The sequence below is a fragment of the bacterium genome (genome assembly GCA_029210965.1).
Taxonomy (GTDB): Bacteria; BMS3Abin14; BMS3Abin14; order BMS3Abin14; family BMS3Abin14; genus JALHUC01.
Genome location: JARGFZ010000014.1, coordinates 1 through 17868 on the forward strand (window position 1 = coordinate 1; position 17868 = coordinate 17868).

At 53.7% G+C, this 17868-nt stretch carries 19 protein-coding genes and 1 pseudogene; 7 read left to right on the top strand and 13 right to left on the bottom strand.

Translation table 11 applies throughout. The features are described from left to right. The first annotated feature begins 637 nt into the window (after nucleotides 1-637). Together P1S59_07320 and P1S59_07325 are read left to right on the top strand one after the other, a co-directional pair. Complete coding sequence (locus P1S59_07320) at nucleotides 638-2035, top strand: biotin carboxylase N-terminal domain-containing protein (protein MDF1526061.1); 1398 nt, start codon at nucleotides 638-640, stop codon at nucleotides 2033-2035. A gap of 9 nt (nucleotides 2036-2044) precedes the next feature. After that, nucleotides 2045-4066, top strand: coding sequence for a biotin attachment protein (locus P1S59_07325; GenBank protein MDF1526062.1), 2022 nt, complete (start codon nucleotides 2045-2047; stop codon nucleotides 4064-4066). Between the two features lie 308 nt (nucleotides 4067-4374). Here P1S59_07325 and P1S59_07330 read toward each other — a convergent pair whose 3' ends face one another. Further along, nucleotides 4375-5121: an NAD(P)H-dependent oxidoreductase gene (locus P1S59_07330; GenBank protein ID MDF1526063.1), complete on the bottom strand. Its 747-nt coding sequence runs from the start codon at nucleotides 5119-5121 to the stop codon at nucleotides 4375-4377. 94 nt (nucleotides 5122-5215) lie between these two features. After that, a pseudogene (locus tag P1S59_07335) lies at nucleotides 5216-6208 on the bottom strand (aldo/keto reductase). 254 nt (nucleotides 6209-6462) lie between these two features. Between P1S59_07335 and P1S59_07340 the strand changes: the two are divergent. Then, complete coding sequence (locus P1S59_07340) at nucleotides 6463-7053, top strand: DUF2179 domain-containing protein (GenBank protein MDF1526064.1); 591 nt, start codon at nucleotides 6463-6465, stop codon at nucleotides 7051-7053. A gap of 123 nt (nucleotides 7054-7176) precedes the next feature. On the opposite strand, the gene P1S59_07345 is transcribed toward P1S59_07340, so the two are convergent. The 9 genes from P1S59_07345 to P1S59_07385 form a co-directional block, all read right to left on the bottom strand. After that, nucleotides 7177-8454: an HD domain-containing protein gene (locus P1S59_07345; protein MDF1526065.1), complete on the bottom strand. Its 1278-nt coding sequence runs from the start codon at nucleotides 8452-8454 to the stop codon at nucleotides 7177-7179. Between the two features lie 69 nt (nucleotides 8455-8523). Further along, nucleotides 8524-8799: a hypothetical protein gene (locus tag P1S59_07350; protein MDF1526066.1), complete on the bottom strand. Its 276-nt coding sequence runs from the start codon at nucleotides 8797-8799 to the stop codon at nucleotides 8524-8526. 191 nt (nucleotides 8800-8990) lie between these two features. Further along, nucleotides 8991-9932, bottom strand: a complete 942-nt coding sequence (locus tag P1S59_07355; protein MDF1526067.1) for a hypothetical protein — start codon at nucleotides 9930-9932, stop codon at nucleotides 8991-8993. Nucleotides 9933-9973: 41 nt separating this feature from the next. Next, entirely contained in the window at nucleotides 9974-10390 is a 417-nt protein-coding gene (locus P1S59_07360) for a hypothetical protein (GenBank protein MDF1526068.1), read from the bottom strand. A 1-nt stretch (nucleotide 10391) separates the two neighbouring features. Further along, nucleotides 10392-10985 carry a hypothetical protein gene (locus P1S59_07365; GenBank protein MDF1526069.1) on the bottom strand — a complete coding sequence of 198 codons (594 nt, stop codon included), beginning with the start codon at nucleotides 10983-10985 and terminating at the stop codon, nucleotides 10392-10394. Beyond that, nucleotides 10982-11485 (bottom strand): RNA polymerase sigma factor, encoded by a 504-nt coding sequence (locus tag P1S59_07370; GenBank protein MDF1526070.1) that lies wholly within the window; start codon nucleotides 11483-11485, stop codon nucleotides 10982-10984. Before P1S59_07370 ends, P1S59_07365 begins: the two co-directional genes overlap by 4 nt. Nucleotides 11486-11706: 221 nt before the next feature. Beyond that, nucleotides 11707-12150 (bottom strand): hypothetical protein, encoded by a 444-nt coding sequence (locus P1S59_07375; GenBank protein ID MDF1526071.1) that lies wholly within the window; start codon nucleotides 12148-12150, stop codon nucleotides 11707-11709. A gap of 324 nt (nucleotides 12151-12474) precedes the next feature. Beyond that, nucleotides 12475-13458, bottom strand: coding sequence for a hypothetical protein (locus tag P1S59_07380; protein MDF1526072.1), 984 nt, complete (start codon nucleotides 13456-13458; stop codon nucleotides 12475-12477). 174 nt (nucleotides 13459-13632) lie between these two features. Continuing rightward, nucleotides 13633-15150 (bottom strand): hypothetical protein, encoded by a 1518-nt coding sequence (locus P1S59_07385; GenBank protein ID MDF1526073.1) that lies wholly within the window; start codon nucleotides 15148-15150, stop codon nucleotides 13633-13635. A gap of 175 nt (nucleotides 15151-15325) precedes the next feature. On the opposite strand from P1S59_07385, the gene P1S59_07390 reads away from it, so the two are divergent. The 4 genes from P1S59_07390 (at nucleotide 15326) to P1S59_07405 (ending at nucleotide 16833) form a co-directional block, all read left to right on the top strand. Next, complete coding sequence (locus P1S59_07390) at nucleotides 15326-15544, top strand: hypothetical protein (GenBank protein MDF1526074.1); 219 nt, start codon at nucleotides 15326-15328, stop codon at nucleotides 15542-15544. 6 nt (nucleotides 15545-15550) lie between these two features. After that, nucleotides 15551-15973: a type II toxin-antitoxin system VapC family toxin gene (locus P1S59_07395; protein ID MDF1526075.1), complete on the top strand. Its 423-nt coding sequence runs from the start codon at nucleotides 15551-15553 to the stop codon at nucleotides 15971-15973. A gap of 85 nt (nucleotides 15974-16058) precedes the next feature. Next, a complete protein-coding gene (locus P1S59_07400) occupies nucleotides 16059-16562 on the top strand; it encodes a hypothetical protein (protein ID MDF1526076.1) in 504 nt (167 codons plus the stop codon). 112 nt (nucleotides 16563-16674) lie between these two features. Further along, a complete protein-coding gene (locus tag P1S59_07405) occupies nucleotides 16675-16833 on the top strand; it encodes a hypothetical protein (protein MDF1526077.1) in 159 nt (52 codons plus the stop codon). Between the two features lie 133 nt (nucleotides 16834-16966). On the opposite strand, the gene fdhD is transcribed toward P1S59_07405, so the two are convergent. Both fdhD and P1S59_07415 read right to left on the bottom strand, forming a co-directional pair. Then, nucleotides 16967-17755, bottom strand: coding sequence for a formate dehydrogenase accessory sulfurtransferase FdhD (fdhD, locus tag P1S59_07410; GenBank protein ID MDF1526078.1), 789 nt, complete (start codon nucleotides 17753-17755; stop codon nucleotides 16967-16969). After that, the gene (locus P1S59_07415; GenBank protein ID MDF1526079.1) at nucleotides 17742-17864 is read right to left on the bottom strand and encodes a hypothetical protein; all 123 of its coding nucleotides are present in this window, start codon (nucleotides 17862-17864) and stop codon (nucleotides 17742-17744) included. Before P1S59_07415 ends, fdhD begins: the two co-directional genes overlap by 14 nt. Nucleotides 17865-17868 lie beyond the last annotated feature (4 nt).

Below are 17868 nucleotides of genomic sequence, written 5' to 3' on the forward strand. Positions count from 1 at the left end.
TACGCCGTGGCAGGCCCGTCTTCGTCTTTTAGACTACGCCGTGGCAGGCCCGTCTTCGTCTTTTAGACTACGCCGTGACAAACGGAGCAGGTTTTCTCTGCGGCTCTGCGTCCCTGCGAGAGGCAGCCTTTACCGCTTTTACAGGAACCGGAATGACCCGGGTACTCATTTCCCGGAAGAGCCTGAATTCGCGCTATTTGCAAACTATCTTGCGCACTGATTAGTATATCGACAGTCATTGATCCGGGCGCCCCCCTCGGGGCGCGTTGATGACTTTTTGCGAAGTCATCAACTATTTAATCGTGAATGCCTTCACTCCATTTTCCCCCTTGATTTCCGTGGTCAGACCAATTAACATCTTATGAATTATTGCCTCAATCATTGCTTCAAATTCCCGGGGCAATTCCGACTTGCTCGACCAGGAACCCGGCCAGGACCAAGACCCCTGTACTGAGCCAATCATCGACAGGCAGCACAGTTCCGGGACATCTCAGGGAAGCCGAAGGATTCGGCGTTCCTCGCCCAGGTTGCGGTCAAGATCTACAGACCCGGCCACGGAAGGAGAAACAAGGTGAGCGGTACCAAAAAGATCCAACGGCTACTGGTGGCCAACCGGGGTGTCGCTGCGGTGAGGATCATGCACACCTGCCGGGACAGGAAGATCCCCACGACAGCTGTCTATAGTACCCCTGACCGGCTGGGACACCATGTTTTCATGGCAGACAAATCGGTCCACATCGGGGAAGCGCCACCGGTTGAATCCTACCTGAACATGGAGAAGATCCTTCAGGCGGCCCTGGAAACCGGCTCCAACGCCATCCACCCCGGCTGGGGTTTCCTGGCGGAAAACGCGGCCTTCGCCCGAATGGTCATGGACGCCGGACTCATATGGGTGGGCCCGCCACCCGAGGTAATAGAAGGAATGGGTGACAAGGCACAGGCCAGGAAAGTTGCCATCAAGGCCGGTGTCCCGGTCATCCCAGGAACGGAGGAGGTCACCTCCGCTGCAGACGCCTTGAAGTGGATGGACGATTCGGGTGTTGACTATCCCATCATGATCAAAGCGGTGGCTGGTGGGGGAGGTCGAGGACTCGTCCGGGTTGACCGTCCCGAGGAGATGGAGCAGGCCGTCAACCAGGCCAGTTCCGAAGCGGAAAAAGCCTTCGGCAACGGAGATCTCATTCTTGAAAAATTCATTGAGAACGCCCGGCACATAGAGATCCAGGTCCTGGCCGACCAGGCCGGCAACACGGTCCACCTTTACGAGAGGGAGTGCACTATCCAGAGGCGCAACCAGAAAGTGCTGGAAGAGGCCCCCTCCCCTTCCCTCAGTGAGGATCTGCGCCAGGAGATGTGCGCCCAGGCCGTTAACCTGACGAAAGCAATGGGCTATCATTCGGTGGGTACAGTGGAGTTCATACTCGATTCGGCTACCAACAAGTACTACTTCCTGGAGGTCAATACGAGACTTCAGGTGGAGCACGGCATAACAGAGCTTATCACCGGATACGATCTGGTTAGCCTGATGATCGACGCGGCCGAGGGCAAGACCCTTCAGATCAGCCAGGAGGACATCAAACCCAACAGGTGGGCCATGGAGGTGCGTCTCAACGCCGAGGACCCTGAAACTCTGGGGCCATCCTTCGGCAGGATCTCCCGCCTGCGCACACCCGAAGGTCCCAACGTAAGGGTGGCCTCGGGGATCTACCAGGGCGCATCGGTCCCGCCCTACTACGATTCCCTTCTCATGCTCATCATGAGTGCCGGGCACGACAGGGAGGACGCCCTCAATGTCATGGACCGGGCACTGGGCAGAAGCCTGAGAGTGGAGGGTGTCAAAACTCTTAAACCCCTCCTTATAAGCATCATTCGCCACCCGGCTTTCCGGGCGGGAGATTTTTCTACCAGCTTTATCGACGAAAACATCAAGGAACTCATCAAGACGTTCCGCGAACCCACAGCGGAAGACGAACTTCTGAAGATAGCCCAATACCTGGCAGAGGTATCAGCTCTGGGGCCGCGGTCCTGGATATAAGGAATAATCATGAGTAACAAAAATATGTTCAGGCCCGGCATGTCCCCGAGAGACCTCATAAACAAGGTGCGCTCCCTCCCGGGGGTGGGTATCACCTCCACCGGCATGAGGGATGCGGGGCAGTCAGACTTTAAGAATCGACTGAGGATCCACGACCTCGAGACCCTGGCGCCCTACTATGAACGTATGGACCTGTTCAGCGCCGAGGTCCATGGCGGCGCCCGCTGGCACGTGGGGATCATGAACCGCCGGGAGAGCCCTTTCGAAGAAACAGCCATTTTAAGGGAGAAAATGCCCAACGTCCTCCTGCAGACCCTCGTGCGGGAAACCAGCCTCTGGGGCTACCGGCCCTACCCCAAAAACGTCATAAACTTCGTGATATCCCAGGTTGATATCGACATCTGGCGATGTTTTTCCTTTCTCAACGACGTCAGGAACATGCGCACCATCTGTGAGGTGGTCATGGAAAGAGGTCTCCATTTCCAGCCTGCAGTTTCCTTTACCCAGGCCGACTGGGCCACCAACGAATACTACATCAATGTGGTCAACGACATGGTGGACCTGTGCGGAGGTGTCGATGAGATCGTCATGTGCATCAAGGACATGGCCGGCGTTGGAAGCCCCGAGAGGATCCGGGAGCTTGTGGACACCATGCTGCAGAAATACCCGGAAATGGTGATCCAGTACCACCGCCACTCCACCGACGGCCTCGGGCTTCCCGCACTGCTTGCCGCGGCACAGGCGGGGGCCAAACTGCTCGACGCCCAGGAGGACTCTCTAACGAGATTCTACGGTCAGCCGCCCATCCTCTCCCTCCATGCCTACCTGGAAGAAGCCGGGATCCCGGTGCACCTGAACCGTCCCGAGACCGAAGCAGCCGTCCAAACGGCCCGTGAGTGGATCCGGCAGTACGGTTGGGCGGAGTCGCCCTTCAAGGGGACGGACCACACGGTAGTCCAGCACCGGATGCCCGGCGGGGCCTTCCCCAGTTCATTCGAACAGGCCGAGCAGGGCGGATTTCTCCACCTTATGCCCATGATCCTGAAGGTCATGTCCCTTTATAACCGCATTGTGCATTATTTCGATGTGACGCCAGGTTCCCAGATGACCTGGGTCACCTGCAGCGGCACCGTGAACCGGTACGCCAAGGAGTTTGGAATTGCAGGCGTCCACCGTCTCATCGCTCTACTCACCAGGTTCACAGAGGAGGTAGACCAGGATCTGGAGAGGCTGGAACCGGAAGAAAAAGCAGAGCTCATGGAGTTCTTTGTCACGGCGCCTGGCGACTTCAAGAACCTCATCCAGGGAGGGTACGGAAAGCTTCCGGCCGGTTGGCCGGCCGACTGGGTCTACGAGAGCGTATTCGGTGAGCAATGGAAGGAAAAGCTTGCAGAGAGGAGCGATGCATCACCACTGGACTCGACCCGGGACGAGGACCTCGATGCGGTGCGCGCCGACCTGGCGGCAAAGCTGGAGTGGGAACCCACCGAGGAGGAGTTCATCCTCTACCTCATGCACCCCAAGGACACGGTGGATATGATCCACTTCCGGGAGGAGTACGGTGAAGCCTCCATGGTCCTGCCTACCAGCGTCTGGCATTCGGGCCTGGAAAAACCCGGAGACACGGTGGACTTTACCATGATGGACAAACCCCACACCGTGGAGATGGTCTCTGTAGGGGAGGAGCATGAAGGATACATCTCCGTGGTCCTCAGGATCAACAATCAGACAAGGGTATTTACAGTTGAGACCCCGCGGGTAGTCAAAACCGAGATCCGCATGGCCCGGGCAGCTAACGAGGTGGGATCACCCATCACCGGATCGATCTGGAGGCTCGGGAACCCCAAACGTGGGGACCTTGCCGTGGGGGATATCGTTCATGAGGGCGAGGAAATAGCCAATATCGAAGCCATGAAAATGGAGAACGTCATAGCGGCTACCCTCACAGGGCATATTGCAGAGATCTGTATTCAGTTAAACGACTCTGTGATCGAAGGACAGCTGCTGTATGTGCTGGAAGAGGAAAAGTAAAGTTTGAGGTTTGAGGTTTGAGGTGAAAATCTAGACACTAGAACTAGACACCAGACACTTTATTTTCCCTTCATCCACCTCTTCCATCCGGACGCAGTAACGGGAAATCTCAGGACGACCCGGAGCACCAGAATAGTGCCCGCCAGCCACTTGACAAGGTCGGAATCGATGGCAATGCCCTCTAGCCATAGTTTTGGTGAAGGACAGACCAATGACTTAAGTCAACGTTCAAGAAATAGACAAATCCAGGTTCAGGATCCAGTTACCAGGTTAACCTCTCCACGTTCCACTTATACTTATACTCCACCCTACCGATACTCCGGGTTCGGATTGCCGAAATGGCAGCCGGCATCCCACTTGGAGCGCTGATTTCCGTGATCAGGGATCCCGCCAGCATCCCTGATCATACGGGCCATGTGCATGAGGTTCCAGGTCATGAAGGTCGTGTTCCGGTTGGTAAAATCGTTTTGGGGCCCTCCCGAACCAGGATCCAGGTAGGATGGTCCCGGTCCCACTCCCCCCAGCCAGGCGGCGTCCGCCTGGGGAGGGATCACGTAACCCAGGTGCTGCAGGGAGTAAAGGATGTTCATGGCGCAGTGTTTTGCTCCATCTTCGTTTCCCGTGATGAGGCAACCGCCCACGCGCCCGTAATAGGAATACTGGCCATGTTCATTGAGATCCCCCGAGGAGCCGTAAAGGCGCTCAATGATCCTGGTACAGATGGAAGATTTTTCTCCCAGCCAGATGGGGGAGGTGATGACCAGGATATCCGCAGCCTTGACCTTAGCATAGATCCTGGGCCAGTCATCCGCATCCCAGCCGTGTTCAGTCATATCGGGATAAACACCGCTGGCAACGTTGAAGTCCACCGGCCGGAGGGATTCCACCTTGACCCCGCTTTTTTCCATGATGCCCATGGACATCCGGATAAGCCCCTCTGTATGGGACATCTCAGGTGTTTTTTTCAAAGTACAGTTAAGGAACAGGGCCGACAGGTCGGAGAAATCCCAGCGGCTGGTTTCGCACAGCTCGATCTGTTTGTCTGTATGGGTCATAAGCAAACCTCCAAAAAGTCCAACATTTCAGTGCATAAGTGCAGGTAAACCAGTGCATGAGTGCACTACTGCACTTTTGCACTACTGCACTGCATTATTCATCTATCATCTTCATCCCGTGTTCAAAGTACCGGTCCCCCGCAGCGACACCAACCGGAAAGAGGTCAGCCAACTCTTTCAGTTCGTCCACTGACAGAACGATGTCGGCCGCCGCCGCGTTCTCCTCAAGATGTTTCATCCTGGTCGTTCCCGGGATCGGGACCATATCCTGGCCCTGCCCGAGGACCCATGCCAAGGCCATCTGGCCGGGAGTGCAGCCCCTGTTTTCGGCTACGCTCCTGAGTTCCTGAACCAGTTTCATGTTTCTATCAAAATTTTCTCCCTGGAACCTGGGGAAACGGACACCGCGGGCATCTCCCTCCTTCGCGTAACCATCCCGGTCAATTATCCTGCCGGCGAGAAAAGCCCTGCCCAGGGGGCTGTAGGGCACAAAGCCGATCCCCAACTCCCGGCAGGTGGGGATGACTTTCTCCTCCGGGTCACGGGTCCAGAAAAAATACTCGGTCTGCAAAGCCGAGATGGGATGAATCCTCGAGGCGCGTTAAAGGTTCTCGGGCCCGGCCTCGCTCATCCCGAGGTAGACCACCTTGCCCTCCTCCACAAGACGGGACATTTCTCCCACCGTATCCTCTATGGGGACCTCCCTGTCCACCCTGTGCTGGTAATAAAGGTCGATGTGGTCCGTCCCCAAGCGCAGGAGGCTCCCCTCGCAGGCCCTTCGCACATGATCCGGCCGCCCCGAAACACCGGTAAAGGAGCCGTCGTCACCGCGCAGGACACCGAACTTTGTGGCTATGACGAACTGATTCCTCTTACCGGCTACTGCCTTGCGAAGGAGTGCCTCGTTGTGTCCCATGCCGTACATATCCGAGGTGTCCAGAAAATTGATGCCCAGCTCCAGGGCACGGTGGATGGTCGCAATGGACTGCTGTTCATCGGCCTTCCCGTAAAATTCCGACATGCCCATGCAGCCAAGACCCAAGGCAGATACGGTCAGACCCTGTGTACCCAGTTTTCTCTGCTTCATATCAATATCTCGAAAGAAAGTCCAGAGTTTACAGTTTGAGATTCGGAGTTCGAGGCACGGCCCATTATAGCACCTGATTAACTTGTCCCCCAAGAACTCCAGTACCTCCATACAGATAAATTTAAAGCACATCCATGTCAATTGGCCCTTTTTTTATCCGGCATTAACCGTCCCTGATGTTTTATCTCCGCAAAAAAAATATTTTTATGTTAGGACATATTGTCCGATTGAACACCACTCTGAAAGGAACCGTAATGACAGATACCGCTTTCCTGGACTCCCAGTTATTCTCCCTGGCGATCCTTCCATTTCTCATCTTTCTCGCCAGGGTATCGGATGTCACCATCGGTACGATGCGGATCATATTCGTGTCCAGGGGATTCAGGTTTGTTGCCGCTGCCGCCGGTTTTTTCGAGATCCTCATATGGCTTTTCGCCATTGGCCAGATCATGTCCAACCTCGGGAACTGGATCAATTACGGGGCCTACGCCAGCGGTTATGCCGTGGGTAATTATATCGGGATCACCATCGAAAGGCAGCTCGCGATGGGATATCTCGTTGTCCGGATAATCACCCAAAAGGATGGTACAGCATTGGAGGAAAACCTCCGAAAGGCGAACTTTGTCGTCACCTCAGTGGACGCGGAAGGCGGCCGAGGGCCAGTCAAGATCCTTTTCACAATACTTAAGCGCAAAGCGCTGCCCGCCATGGTGAAGTTGATAAAATCGACCAACCCCCTGGCTTATTACACTGTCGAGGATCTGCGTTCGGTCAGCTCACCAGGGCCGCACCCGGTTGGCGGAACAAAACTGTTCCACTTTCCAAGCCTGAGGAAGGGGAAGTGAAGGTATGGGGGTATGGGGGTATGAAATTGAGAGTTGAACACAGATGAATAGACCAGTTCAGCGTAAAAATGAGCCTCCCCTGCGTCCTGCGTCCTGAATTCTATATTCCGGTTTTTGGAAATTCTACCCCATTTCATCAAAGCACTCCATGCGCAACCTGTGGTCCTCTAGGCTATCCGTCTGGGCGGTGGCCCGTACCCGGCTTAATTCATCGAAATTATCCTTAACAACCTGAAAGATCTCGGAGTCCAGATACCCCTCCTTTGTCAAGCGGCCGAGTAAGCGAAGAGCCTTCGCCCGGTCAACACCCTTTCGGTAGGGCCTGTCTTCGGTGACCGCTGCGAAGACATCGGCCATGGCCAGCACCCGGGAACCGAATGCGATCTCACCTCCCTCGGAGTGCTCCGGGTATCCGCTGCCGTTGAGCCTCTCGTGGTGCTCAGATGCCCAGCGTATCCCGTAGCCGAGCTCAGGAACTTTTTCCAGAAGGTTCCTTGTGTGTACCACGTGATTCTGAACCCGGTGATATTCTCCCGTGTCCAGACGTCCCGCCTTTTCCAGGATCTCGGTGGGGATGGCGATCTTACCCAGATCATGCAGATAACCAGCGATTTTCATGGTTTTACAGTTATTTTCGGAAAACCCCAGATACCTTGCCAGGACCTCAGCGATATAGGCAACCGCTGCAGAGTGTGTCGCCGTGAAATGGCTTCGGTAATCAATGATCCGGGCAAAGGTACGGGCCACCGGTTCAAGATCAATGGGTCCCATTTCCAGAAACCTGGGGTCGACCTTCAGACGCAGTTGATCCTCCAGATCCGGCTGCATGGCACCCAACCAGAACTCCTCTTTATGGGCCGCACCCAGAAGGGCGTCAACGGCCTCTGGCATGAAGACGGTCCCCTTTCTTGCCTTGATCGGACCCAGTACATCCTCGGTCCTGTCAGGAACATTACCATCCTCCCCCAGAAGGATAGCCACTCTGTCAGCAAGATGGAGCACGTGACTGCTCACGGGAACCCGCTCACCACCGATGTCTTCATCTTGTTCCGGTTTCCACCAGGTGTGGTGGGCAAGAATGATCTTCGCCTCCTGGCTGAAAAATTCCATGTCCTTGAGCAGACTGTAACCCAGGCAGGCGTGATGGTGAGGGTTCTTGAACTCGAATTGAAGTGTATCAAGGCGCTCCTGGAGAGAGAAAGCTCCTATGTCGTGGAGAAGGGCGGAAAAAAGGATCTCGTTTATCCATTTTCCTCTTAACCCCATCTCCTCAGCCAGGTGGACCGCAAACCAGGCTGTACGCTTGTGGTGATCCACAACCAGGGGACTTACCAGGTCCATTGCCTTGGACAGGACAGCCACCAGGTTGAAAAGTGTAACAGGAGATATCTGGGAGTCCATAGATCAAGTATAGATGAAAAGTAAGAGAGAAGCAGAAGCAGGAGTAAAAGCAGGAACCAGCAGACTGAGCTAACGTTTAGCTGATGGGTTCAGGGATCGGGATTTCACGTTTGGGGTTTCGGTTTTCAGGTGCCGATCACAAAAATAGACGGGCCATCTAATCACCCTCTTCTGTTTTCTGTCTTTACTTTCTCCGGTCTTTCGAACCCAGTCTGCGGTCCGTGGGGTGACCCTTCTCTCATCTTCCATCATCCAACCGATATCGATGAACTGGCGCCGATCCATCTGGCTGCCCCGCCTGTCAGGTGTCCCGGTGCGTCTTTCATCCCTTCCTTTTTCAGCCATTTCCTCTTTCCTCCCCACCGGTCATTCTTTCAAAACTTTTCTCATCAGATATTGTCCATAAATACTGCTATCATATTACACCAGAATAAATCCATATATCCAGGGTGTAAGGCTGGAACAGCCGTTAACGCATACTGCTCGATCCCTGATGACCCTCAAGTCTCCATTTGGATCTTTCCATTGGAAAAATATCAGTGTCCTTCTTCCTCCGACTCATCATCGTCCGGCTCACTATCTTCATCCCCGGGTTCATCCTCTTGTTCCGTATCACCGCCACCATCATCGCCATCATCGCTACCACCATCATCGCCATCATCGTCACCATCATCTTTCGTTTCATCATCCGCCTGGTCCCAATGACGATCTCCGGCATCGCCCGAACCGATGCCGCTTCCGCGGCGGTGGAAATTTTCTGCCAGTCTTTGGAGGTAATCCCTGATGTCATTCAGGTCCGCTTTTTTGTTCTTCATGAGGGAGATAGCGTAGTCACCCACCGAGCCTGAATCTACGCCGTAACCGCTGGCCGCCTTGACCATCTCCATGATGTCCTCGGGTTCTATTTTTCGGTTGATCCTGTCCTTGGCCATGGTCTCATAGACCCTCTCAATGTCCCTTTTGTTCATCCCGGCAGCGATGGCATCGCTGGTCCTCACGATCAGGGTCCGGGAGGAATCACCTTTCCCCTCGACCTTTTCGGCCTGGGCAGCGGAATATTCAAGGCGCTCACCGACCTTTTTCAAGGCCGCCAGGATCCGGTCCTCACTGACTTTTTTAGCGAGCCCCTCCATGATCTTCTCGGCGTAAGGTTGAGTCGGCAGGCCTTTTCCCCGGGCCGCATCCAGGGTATCGATCATTTTCGAAAGAGCATCCGGACTAACGTGGCTGTCAAGGGACTTTTCGATCACGGGTGCAAGGCGATCTTCCGGATATCCATTCTCAACAGCCCTGGCAGCACTCTGAAGAACCATGCCCCTTTCCACAGCTACAGGCATGCGGTTCATGATCGTCATCTTGAGTTCCTGGGAAATGGCCGCCGACCATCCAGGCACTACTGTCATCGACAACAAGATCAGGACAGCAGGGAGACAAAGAGACATTTTTATCCGAATAACGATCCGGGACCGATTCTTCATTCTTCTATCCTCCCGCCTTCCCGGCTTTTCGACCGAATCTGTCAAAATATCCTCAAAGCTCCTTCCGGTGTCCTGTGCACGCTCAGAACACCCGTTACGCCTCCAAAATCGTCCTGTTCAACTCTTCCCCGTCCCTTTTCAACCGTTACCGATCCATCCACGACAAAGAAGTACCTGTAATCTCCCGGCATGAGGTCCAGTTCCGCTGTCCAGGTACCGTCTGGTCTCTGGCTGGCCTGCGCCTCAAAGGTGACTGGTGAGGCAACAAAAGTCCTCATAAGTACGAGCGTCACCCCATCCGCCTCGGGCGAATGGATGGAAAAACGCACGACTCCCTTATCCTTTAACTCCCTGACCGTACTGTTCGTCACGTCAGAAGGGGAACGCTCCGCCGGAATGTGGGAGCAGGCGGCGATCGGTCCCAGGACCACAAGCACTGCCAGAAGCCTCAAAACCATCTTATAGACCGATCCTGGCCACCGAATTTTTTGAGCCGAAGTCGTCATCGACAACATAATCCGCTAGCGGATCTCCGGGCCGCTCCTTGCCATCGACCATGAGAACATACCTGTATTCACCCGGCTCGACGTTAAGTTCCACCAGCCAGTATCCACCTTCTCCTCTTTGTTTTAAAGGGATCTCACCTGTCCAGCCGTTGAAATCACCCAGCACTGAAACGGAGCCCGCACCCGGGGCATAATAGACGATCCTGAACGCCTCCATTTTGCCCCCCTCTGCAGGTGGGTTGAGCATCTTTAATCCCACTCCGATCCCGACAAGGAGGCATGCCGCAACCACTGCAGCACCTGCGAAAAACGGCCTGAGTCTTGAACCCACTTTCAAGTAAGACAGCCTGATCCCGCCCGACAACCTTACCCGGGGTGCCTTGTAAACATCCAGCGTTTCTGCCGAAGCTGTCAACTCCCTCATTCCCTGCACGTATATCCCCAGGTCGGGATCTGACTTGAGGCGTTGTTCAAAGGCATCTGCCTCTTTAAGATCAAGCTCCCCATCCAGGTACAAGTTGGCCAGGACAATGTCATTATTTCTCACGACATATCCTCTCTGAGCAGATTTCGAAGAGCATGCCGGGCCCTGTAAACCCTGACCCTGGCGGCGCTCACAGCTATCCCGAGCACTTCCGAGATCTCGCTGTATGACAGTCCGTCAACGTGCTTTAGCATGAACGGCACTCTATATCCTTCCTCAAGCAGCATAAGGACCCGGGAAAGCTCCATGGCACTCTCTCTTCCCGTAAAAAGCTCCTCAGGAGTGGGACTGGATTCAGTGTCCAGATCCCGAACCCCTTCGAACCAGTTCCTTTCCCTTTTCGCGCGGGCCCACTTGTTCTTCATGGTGTTTACAGCGATGCGGTAGATCCAGGTTTTAAATGTCGAATCCCCTCTGAACTGGCGCCGGGAACGGTATGCCCTGTACGCCGCATCCTGTAACAGATCCGCGGCAAGGTCTCGATCGCCCACCGATCTTAACAAAAAAGTAAAGAGCTGATCGGAAACCTGCTCATATTCGGAATGAAATTGCGTTTTATCCATACTGGACTATTTACCTAGACAGCGGGGAATGTAAAACGTTACATGGTTTTTAAAGTGAACAGTGAACAGTAAACTGTGAACAAATACAATGCCATAAATTAAGATCCAAGATTTAAAACTTCAGGTAGGTGAGAGTTACTTCAAAAAGACCGGCCGCCCCATGCGGGTGCGGCCGGTCTTTTATCCAGAACATGAGTGTTTACAAATTGGGATAAAAAGGATTAATCGTCGTCGTCATCCCCGTCATCACTGTCACCATCATCGCCATCATCCTCGCCGTCACCATCATCATCGCCGTCGTCATCGTCGTCCATGTCGCCGTCGTCATCGTCATCCACATCATCACCCGAATCATTCCCCGAGATATGATCGTCAACGATGGTATTCAGATCCTCTCCGGTGCCGTCCTCGTAGGCCTCCTTGAGGTCTTCGAGCATCTCCTCAACGTCTCCCTCATCCAATCCGGCTGCGCGGGCTTTCCCAACAGCCGCATCGACAAACTCAGTTGAGATCCCCGCCTCCACTGCTTCAGTGGCAGCCTCCGCGACGCCATCACCGCTGATGCTGTCTGCCATGGCAGGAGCCATGGCAAAAACCAGTGCGATGAGAACCGCCATACCAGAGAACATAAGCATCTTCTTGACTGATAATCTCGCCTTTTCCATCTTAAATACCTCCATTCGTTCATATCCGGATTTTCACGGCCTGACAGTCTCGGGCTGCACGTCAACCCTGCAGGGCCATGAATTGCAACGGTTTAACAGTTCAGACATTCAAGCTGCGTTTTCGTTACAGGAAAAGATGGATATGTCTGGCGGAAGGTTAAATCTGCTGGCGACGGATCGCCAGCGTCAGACGAAGGGAGCTCATTTATTTTTCCATGGGGAACGATTTGATTTTAAGGTTCACTGCTTAGCGCCTGCCCTGAGGTCGCCCCCGGTGAGTCCCGCCGCTGGCGGGATCGAAGCGTTCCCAGTTTGCCACGGCCTTCACTTGATCCCCATTAACCCCATCAGATATCTACTGACAAGATACAGGGCAGCGATCATCAGGAGTGGAAAAACAGCGATGTTGAATATGTAGGCGGCCGTCTGGCGCAGAACAGCTGAGGCCAGCGCCTTTGAACGCTTTTGAATGTATTTCTTAAATTCCCTGATTTTCTCTCCGGAAACAAGCGCGGTTAAGATATTCCCACCGCTCCCTTCCGGTCTCTCTGTAAGTGCCAGGGCAGGATCAGTACCGTCATAGGGAACCGGCACAGTAACCGTTGACGTCTGTATACCCGATGAAACCGCCTCCGTCTCTTCCTGGCCATCACCCTCGAGCAGTGAGGGCATGGTCTGACCCATATCCTCATATAGGCTGTTTGCCTCACTTATCGGTTCGCCTGTTATGTGATCCGATACCCATCCGGCACCCACGACGCTCAGCGGCAGACCGATGTAAAGCAGTAGTGCCAGAACCGATGCGACCACACTGCTCCTGGCAAAAGCGGATCTAAAAGGCGAATTATCCGGAGCTACATCCCTAATAAGAAGCCAGGCCAGTGCGCAGACAAGTGCAGCCCACAGGAACCAGATGTTAACGACTGCGGCAAGGTCCAGTAAATATTCGGCGATGTAATAGTAGGCTACGGCCGCAAGGAGGACCTTCCAACCGAAATCGACGTAGTCGTAAACCGCTACGGCAAGGTCCCCGACCTTGACGTTGAGTATGAAACCCACCTCGGAACTTTTCAGGACAGCGAGCCCTACCTTGAGAGCCGAAAGAAGCAGGAACCCCTTAAGGGCCTGCTCGCGCTGCTGTTCGAGGTGCATTTCCGCTGCCTCGCTGACCTTCCCCAATCCGGAGTTGGAAAAAATCACCTCCAGGGCCGGACCGTTGGCAGTAGGGATGAAGGACAGAACCAGGAGAACCGCCACAAGGGCGGCCAGGAAGCGAGGGGAGGAAAGAAGAGAGAGGATCGTTTTCATGGTATCAGCTCCAATGCTGAATAATCATCCTTATCATGGTCATGCCAGGAGGACTAGTCCATGTCCAGACCCAGGTCGAGACCAAGGTTCCAGGTTTTGATCTTCTCCTGCGTTCTGCCTGTCCCGAGCTCAGTCGAGGGGCGTTCTGCGTTCGGTATTTCTAGACCCCAGACCCTAGACACTTTTTTTATCTTTTTTCTCTCCTCTGATCAAAATCCGAACCTCGTCATCCTCCCACCGAATGGAATCGATCTCGAAGGTTTTGAAATTGTACTCCGGGAACATCTTGTACAGGGTCAGGCGATCGATGCGGGAAAGATCCCCCTCCGGGAAGTATTCTCCCATGGGCTGGATTGTCCTTCGATCATAGATCATGTAGCGGGAACCGGGAGAGTTGGCAGCCGGCTCGGCCTTTACATCCTGTGACTCAGGGGCCGGCTCCGCCACGGGAGGTACTGCCTCGGATCCCGGCACGGCTTCAATCTCCGGTTGGCTTTCCTCTCCTGAAAGGATCTTCGTTTCATCTATATCGTCCTTAACATCAACTTCCAGTTCCACTGGCACAACCTCATCAACCTTGATATGAACCTCGACCTCATCAAAGTTGGACCAATCCAGTTTGACGATCCTCAGTTCACCAGGTGCCAGTTTTGGAGAGAGAAGCGCAGACAGGGAAACCGGATCCAGGGTAGAAAACCCTTCATCACCAAAGTAGGTCTCGTAATGCTCCCCCGTTGCTGCATCAAGAACCTTGTAGCGGGTCCTCATTCCAGAACCCGGTATACTTCCAGTGGTTACAGGCCTTTTCCCGAGGGGCACCCCACCGACTGCTCTGGCGACATCCGTACCTTCTGGTTTAGTCTCTGGTATATCAATGGCCGTATCAACAGCCGTCTCAAATGCCATGTATCGGGCTGTCTCCTCGACCCAGTCCTCAGGTATGACAAGTTCATCCCCAGGATAGGGTTCTGATGAAGCATCTAATATTTCGGGGGACAGGACCTCATCCATCTGTGATGTCACGATCTCCTCGTCAAGAGCCACAAAGGCTGGCCCATGAACACTTTCCTCTACCCCCAGGGACAACCCCAGTTTGCTCTCGGAAAGTTCATCAAACTCGTAAACCGTCTCTTTAACATTGGGAGGCGGTTCAGCTCCCTTCTGGACAGACTGTCCCACTTCAAATATCTCTTCGTCTGACTCTTCAAACAGGGGTGATTCTTGCGTGTCGATGGGATCAGTAGCCTGGACTGCCCCATATTTAATCAGTTCAGCCGTCTGGTCATCCTCAATCTTTCCCATGACAAGGGGTTCAAATCCACCAGAAGGAATCGGATCCACTCTCGAAGCCGCAACAAAGGAAGCCAAAATAAAAATCAGTGCGGTGCCTCCGCCGGCGGCGCCCGCTATCCTTAATTCCAGTATGGGAGGAAAGAAAACAAATAAAGCTCCAATACAGACGGTCACAGCAATGAGAGCTGATAAAGCTGCCGCGCCAAGCCGGGTCAGAACCTTGCTGCCCCCAAGGAGCAAAACCGCGAGCTGAAGCCCGAGAACAGCAAAAAGCCACAGGGCCTGGATATCAACTTTCCACAAAACCTTGAAGGTGAAATAGGTGGTGAGTGTAAAAACAAGAGAGGCGAACAGAATGAGAGAACTGACTGGTATCCGATCTGATGATCCTTGATTCATAGTCCCCTCCGGGGAGTGCTCTGAAGAAGGTTTCCTGTCGGGTATTTTAACGAGAAAGAGGGGAAGTTGCCAGTAGTCGATTTATCGTGAAGCGTGAAGGCAAAAATTTTGTCCCCTTTTTTTCCAAGTGAAATAATGCTATCGTATTGATAGCAAATATGCCAGGAGGAACGATATGCCCAACATCCTCGTCAGAGACCTTTCCCCCGAAACGATCAAGATGTTAAAAGCCAGGGCACACAGAAGCGGCCGTTCCATGCAATCCGAACTGAAAAACATCCTGGAAGGGGCTGCCAGGATGGAATCTCTCGATGCCGCGCTATTATCGGCCAGGATACGCCGTATGCTGGGAGATAGAGAACACACAGACAGCGCTGACCTGATGGGAACCTAGATCCCGATGGCCCGATTTGTAGTAGAACCTGGTATCGCTGTAAAGTGGTTCCTTCCGGAGGAATATTCAAACCCTGCCGCCCGCCTTCTGGATGGCGGCAACGAACTGATGGCGCCGGATACCCTTTGGTTCAACGCCGGAAGGCTCATTACCGCCAAGGTACGCCTGGGTGAACTGTCACCCGATGAGGGAGCCCAGATCATCCAGGCTGTTCAGTCTGTTCCTGTGAAACTCCAGCCTTCACAACCGCTGTTGGAACCGGCCCTGCGTATCGCCGCATTCCTTGACCTACCCCTTGGGGATGGCCTCGGGCTTGCCGTCGCGGTCCATGGTGATTGCCGGCTTGTCACAGCCAGCAGAACCCTTTATGAAAAAGTGCAGAAAACTCCCTTTTCTGTTCATGTAAAGTGGGTGGGGGACATCCGGTGAAACCGATATCAGATCTCATATCTCACATCTCAGAAAAAGCACCCGGTCATTTGAGATTTGAGGTCTGAGATTTGAGATTAGATTTATGTCAAACCCAAAATACCTCCTGGAGTTAAAAAGCGGGGCAGAGCGTGCCCTCAACGCCGAACCGCCCGACGGTCTCACCGCCTTCCCCTTGTCCTGGGCGCTGTGGGAGGCGATCCGCAGAAGGATCCTGGTGCTGGCGTGCAAGAGGGAGGGTTGGACCGTAGAGCAGGCCAGGGACGTTCTCATGGAGGAAAGAATAGATAATGGCAGATTCATTGAACTTTTTTCGGGCATTACTATGGGAGATGTGTGGGAAGAATCCCTTCCGCTGGAGGCGCTGCAGTTGTGGCCGGAGATCCTCAAAGCTGTGGATCTGAGGAAGAGGATCATTCACGGCACAAGCCACATTGGGGAGGAAAGCCTTCAGCGAACCGACTGGAATGTGCTGCGGTTTGTAAACCGTCTCCACGAACACCCTCTTGGGGACCCACTGAAAAAGATGCCTAAAAAAACGAAGAAGACCTTGTCTGATGAGAGCCTGAGGGAAAGAATAAAAAAGTAGAAGTATTAGCATTAGGAAGTGAGCATTTCGCCCTTTCTTCTACCTCAACTTATACTTATACTTATACTTCTACTCATACTGATACTGATACTGGTATTACCTGGAGCCCGATATGACCGAAAATAAAGAAGACAAAGCAAAAAGGGAAGCTGAAAGACGCAAAGCTGAGCGCTTCGCATGGTTGGGGCCCCTGCTGGAAAGAAGAAAAGCAGAGGCCGAACCTATTGAGGATACGGATGATGGGGAGGAGCTGGAAGAACTGAAAGATTGAGAATTCCGCATTCAGCATTGAGCACGAAAAGCAGCGGCTTCAAGACACTTCAATCTTCAATCCGGAATGCTCAATTCGCAATCCGTTGTTTCCCCTCTGCACCCTGCACTCTGCACTAACGAGTCCTGCCAACTCAAAGCAGGACTCGCTGCGCTCCCGTATACACGGTCATTTTATTTCCCCTCACATAGCCTATAAGCGTCAGACCTATGCGCTCTGCAAGATCCAGGGCGAGGCTTGTGGGCGCTGAGCGAGAGATCAGGATAGGGACCCCCATTTTGGCCACCTTGACCACGATCTCCGAAGACATCCTGCCCGTGGTAACAAGGGATTTATCTCCCAGGGGAATATCCTCCAGGAAACAAGCCCCCCGTATTTTGTCCACAGCGTTGTGCCTTCCAATATCGTCCCTGAAAACCAGTACCTCTTCCCCATCAGCCAAAGCGCTGTTGTGGACACCGCGGGTCTCCCTGTAAAGATCCGATAGCCGATTGAGCTCTTTCATCAGGCCGTACACCTGACCAGGACTCACGGTCAGTTCGGAAGTCACAGGTTTGGCCTGAATGGAATCAAGAACGTGGTAAAAAGTGGCCCCCTTTCCGCAGCCCGAGGTGACCGTCCTCTTCCCCCAGAGCTTTTCGGTAAGATCAAGGTCTCCTGAAAGCTCTATTTCCACAGTACCCGCTTCGTCATCTACACGGATGCTCTTCAGGTCCTCTTTATTTTGGAGAAACCCCTCGGAAAGAAGGAACCCAACAGCCAGTTCCCCATTGGCATCCCCCGTGGTGAGCAGGGTGATGAGCTCTTTCCCGTTCAGGAAAACGGTAAGGGGGACCTCCTGGACGATAGAGCGCTCTTCATTTTGGGCATCCGGACCCTTTATCTGGATGACATCACGGGTATGGTGTTTACGGTCGGACATAGGGTCTCTGGTCTCCATGGCAGAAGGAGGAATTGGGAAGCCCTTCGACAAGCTCAGGGTCCCGAAGCTGGTCGAGGGAGAGGAGGAGGAATGACAGGCCTTTCTTCATTCTT

What these genes read in the sequence shown, in the direction of transcription:
- P1S59_07320 (MDF1526061.1), top strand. Translation starts at nt 638, where the DNA reads ATGCACACCTGCCGGGACAGGAAGATCCCCACGACAGCTGTCTATAGT.
- P1S59_07325 (MDF1526062.1), top strand. Translation starts at nt 2,045, where the DNA reads ATGAGTAACAAAAATATGTTCAGGCCCGGCATGTCCCCGAGAGACCTC.
- P1S59_07330 (MDF1526063.1), bottom strand. Translation starts at nt 5,121, where the DNA reads ATGACCCATACAGACAAACAGATCGAGCTGTGCGAAACCAGCCGCTGG.
- P1S59_07340 (MDF1526064.1), top strand. Translation starts at nt 6,463, where the DNA reads ATGACAGATACCGCTTTCCTGGACTCCCAGTTATTCTCCCTGGCGATC.
- P1S59_07345 (MDF1526065.1), bottom strand. Translation starts at nt 8,454, where the DNA reads ATGGACTCCCAGATATCTCCTGTTACACTTTTCAACCTGGTGGCTGTC.
- P1S59_07350 (MDF1526066.1), bottom strand. Translation starts at nt 8,799, where the DNA reads ATGGCTGAAAAAGGAAGGGATGAAAGACGCACCGGGACACCTGACAGG.
- P1S59_07355 (MDF1526067.1), bottom strand. Translation starts at nt 9,932, where the DNA reads ATGAAGAATCGGTCCCGGATCGTTATTCGGATAAAAATGTCTCTTTGT.
- P1S59_07360 (MDF1526068.1), bottom strand. Translation starts at nt 10,390, where the DNA reads ATGGTTTTGAGGCTTCTGGCAGTGCTTGTGGTCCTGGGACCGATCGCC.
- P1S59_07370 (MDF1526070.1), bottom strand. Translation starts at nt 11,485, where the DNA reads ATGGATAAAACGCAATTTCATTCCGAATATGAGCAGGTTTCCGATCAG.
- P1S59_07375 (MDF1526071.1), bottom strand. Translation starts at nt 12,150, where the DNA reads ATGGAAAAGGCGAGATTATCAGTCAAGAAGATGCTTATGTTCTCTGGT.
- P1S59_07380 (MDF1526072.1), bottom strand. Translation starts at nt 13,458, where the DNA reads ATGAAAACGATCCTCTCTCTTCTTTCCTCCCCTCGCTTCCTGGCCGCC.
- P1S59_07385 (MDF1526073.1), bottom strand. Translation starts at nt 15,150, where the DNA reads ATGAATCAAGGATCATCAGATCGGATACCAGTCAGTTCTCTCATTCTG.
- P1S59_07390 (MDF1526074.1), top strand. Translation starts at nt 15,326, where the DNA reads ATGCCCAACATCCTCGTCAGAGACCTTTCCCCCGAAACGATCAAGATG.
- P1S59_07395 (MDF1526075.1), top strand. Translation starts at nt 15,551, where the DNA reads ATGGCCCGATTTGTAGTAGAACCTGGTATCGCTGTAAAGTGGTTCCTT.
- P1S59_07400 (MDF1526076.1), top strand. Translation starts at nt 16,059, where the DNA reads ATGTCAAACCCAAAATACCTCCTGGAGTTAAAAAGCGGGGCAGAGCGT.
- P1S59_07405 (MDF1526077.1), top strand. Translation starts at nt 16,675, where the DNA reads ATGACCGAAAATAAAGAAGACAAAGCAAAAAGGGAAGCTGAAAGACGC.
- fdhD (MDF1526078.1), bottom strand. Translation starts at nt 17,755, where the DNA reads ATGTCCGACCGTAAACACCATACCCGTGATGTCATCCAGATAAAGGGT.
- P1S59_07415 (MDF1526079.1), bottom strand. Translation starts at nt 17,864, where the DNA reads ATGAAGAAAGGCCTGTCATTCCTCCTCCTCTCCCTCGACCAGCTTCGG.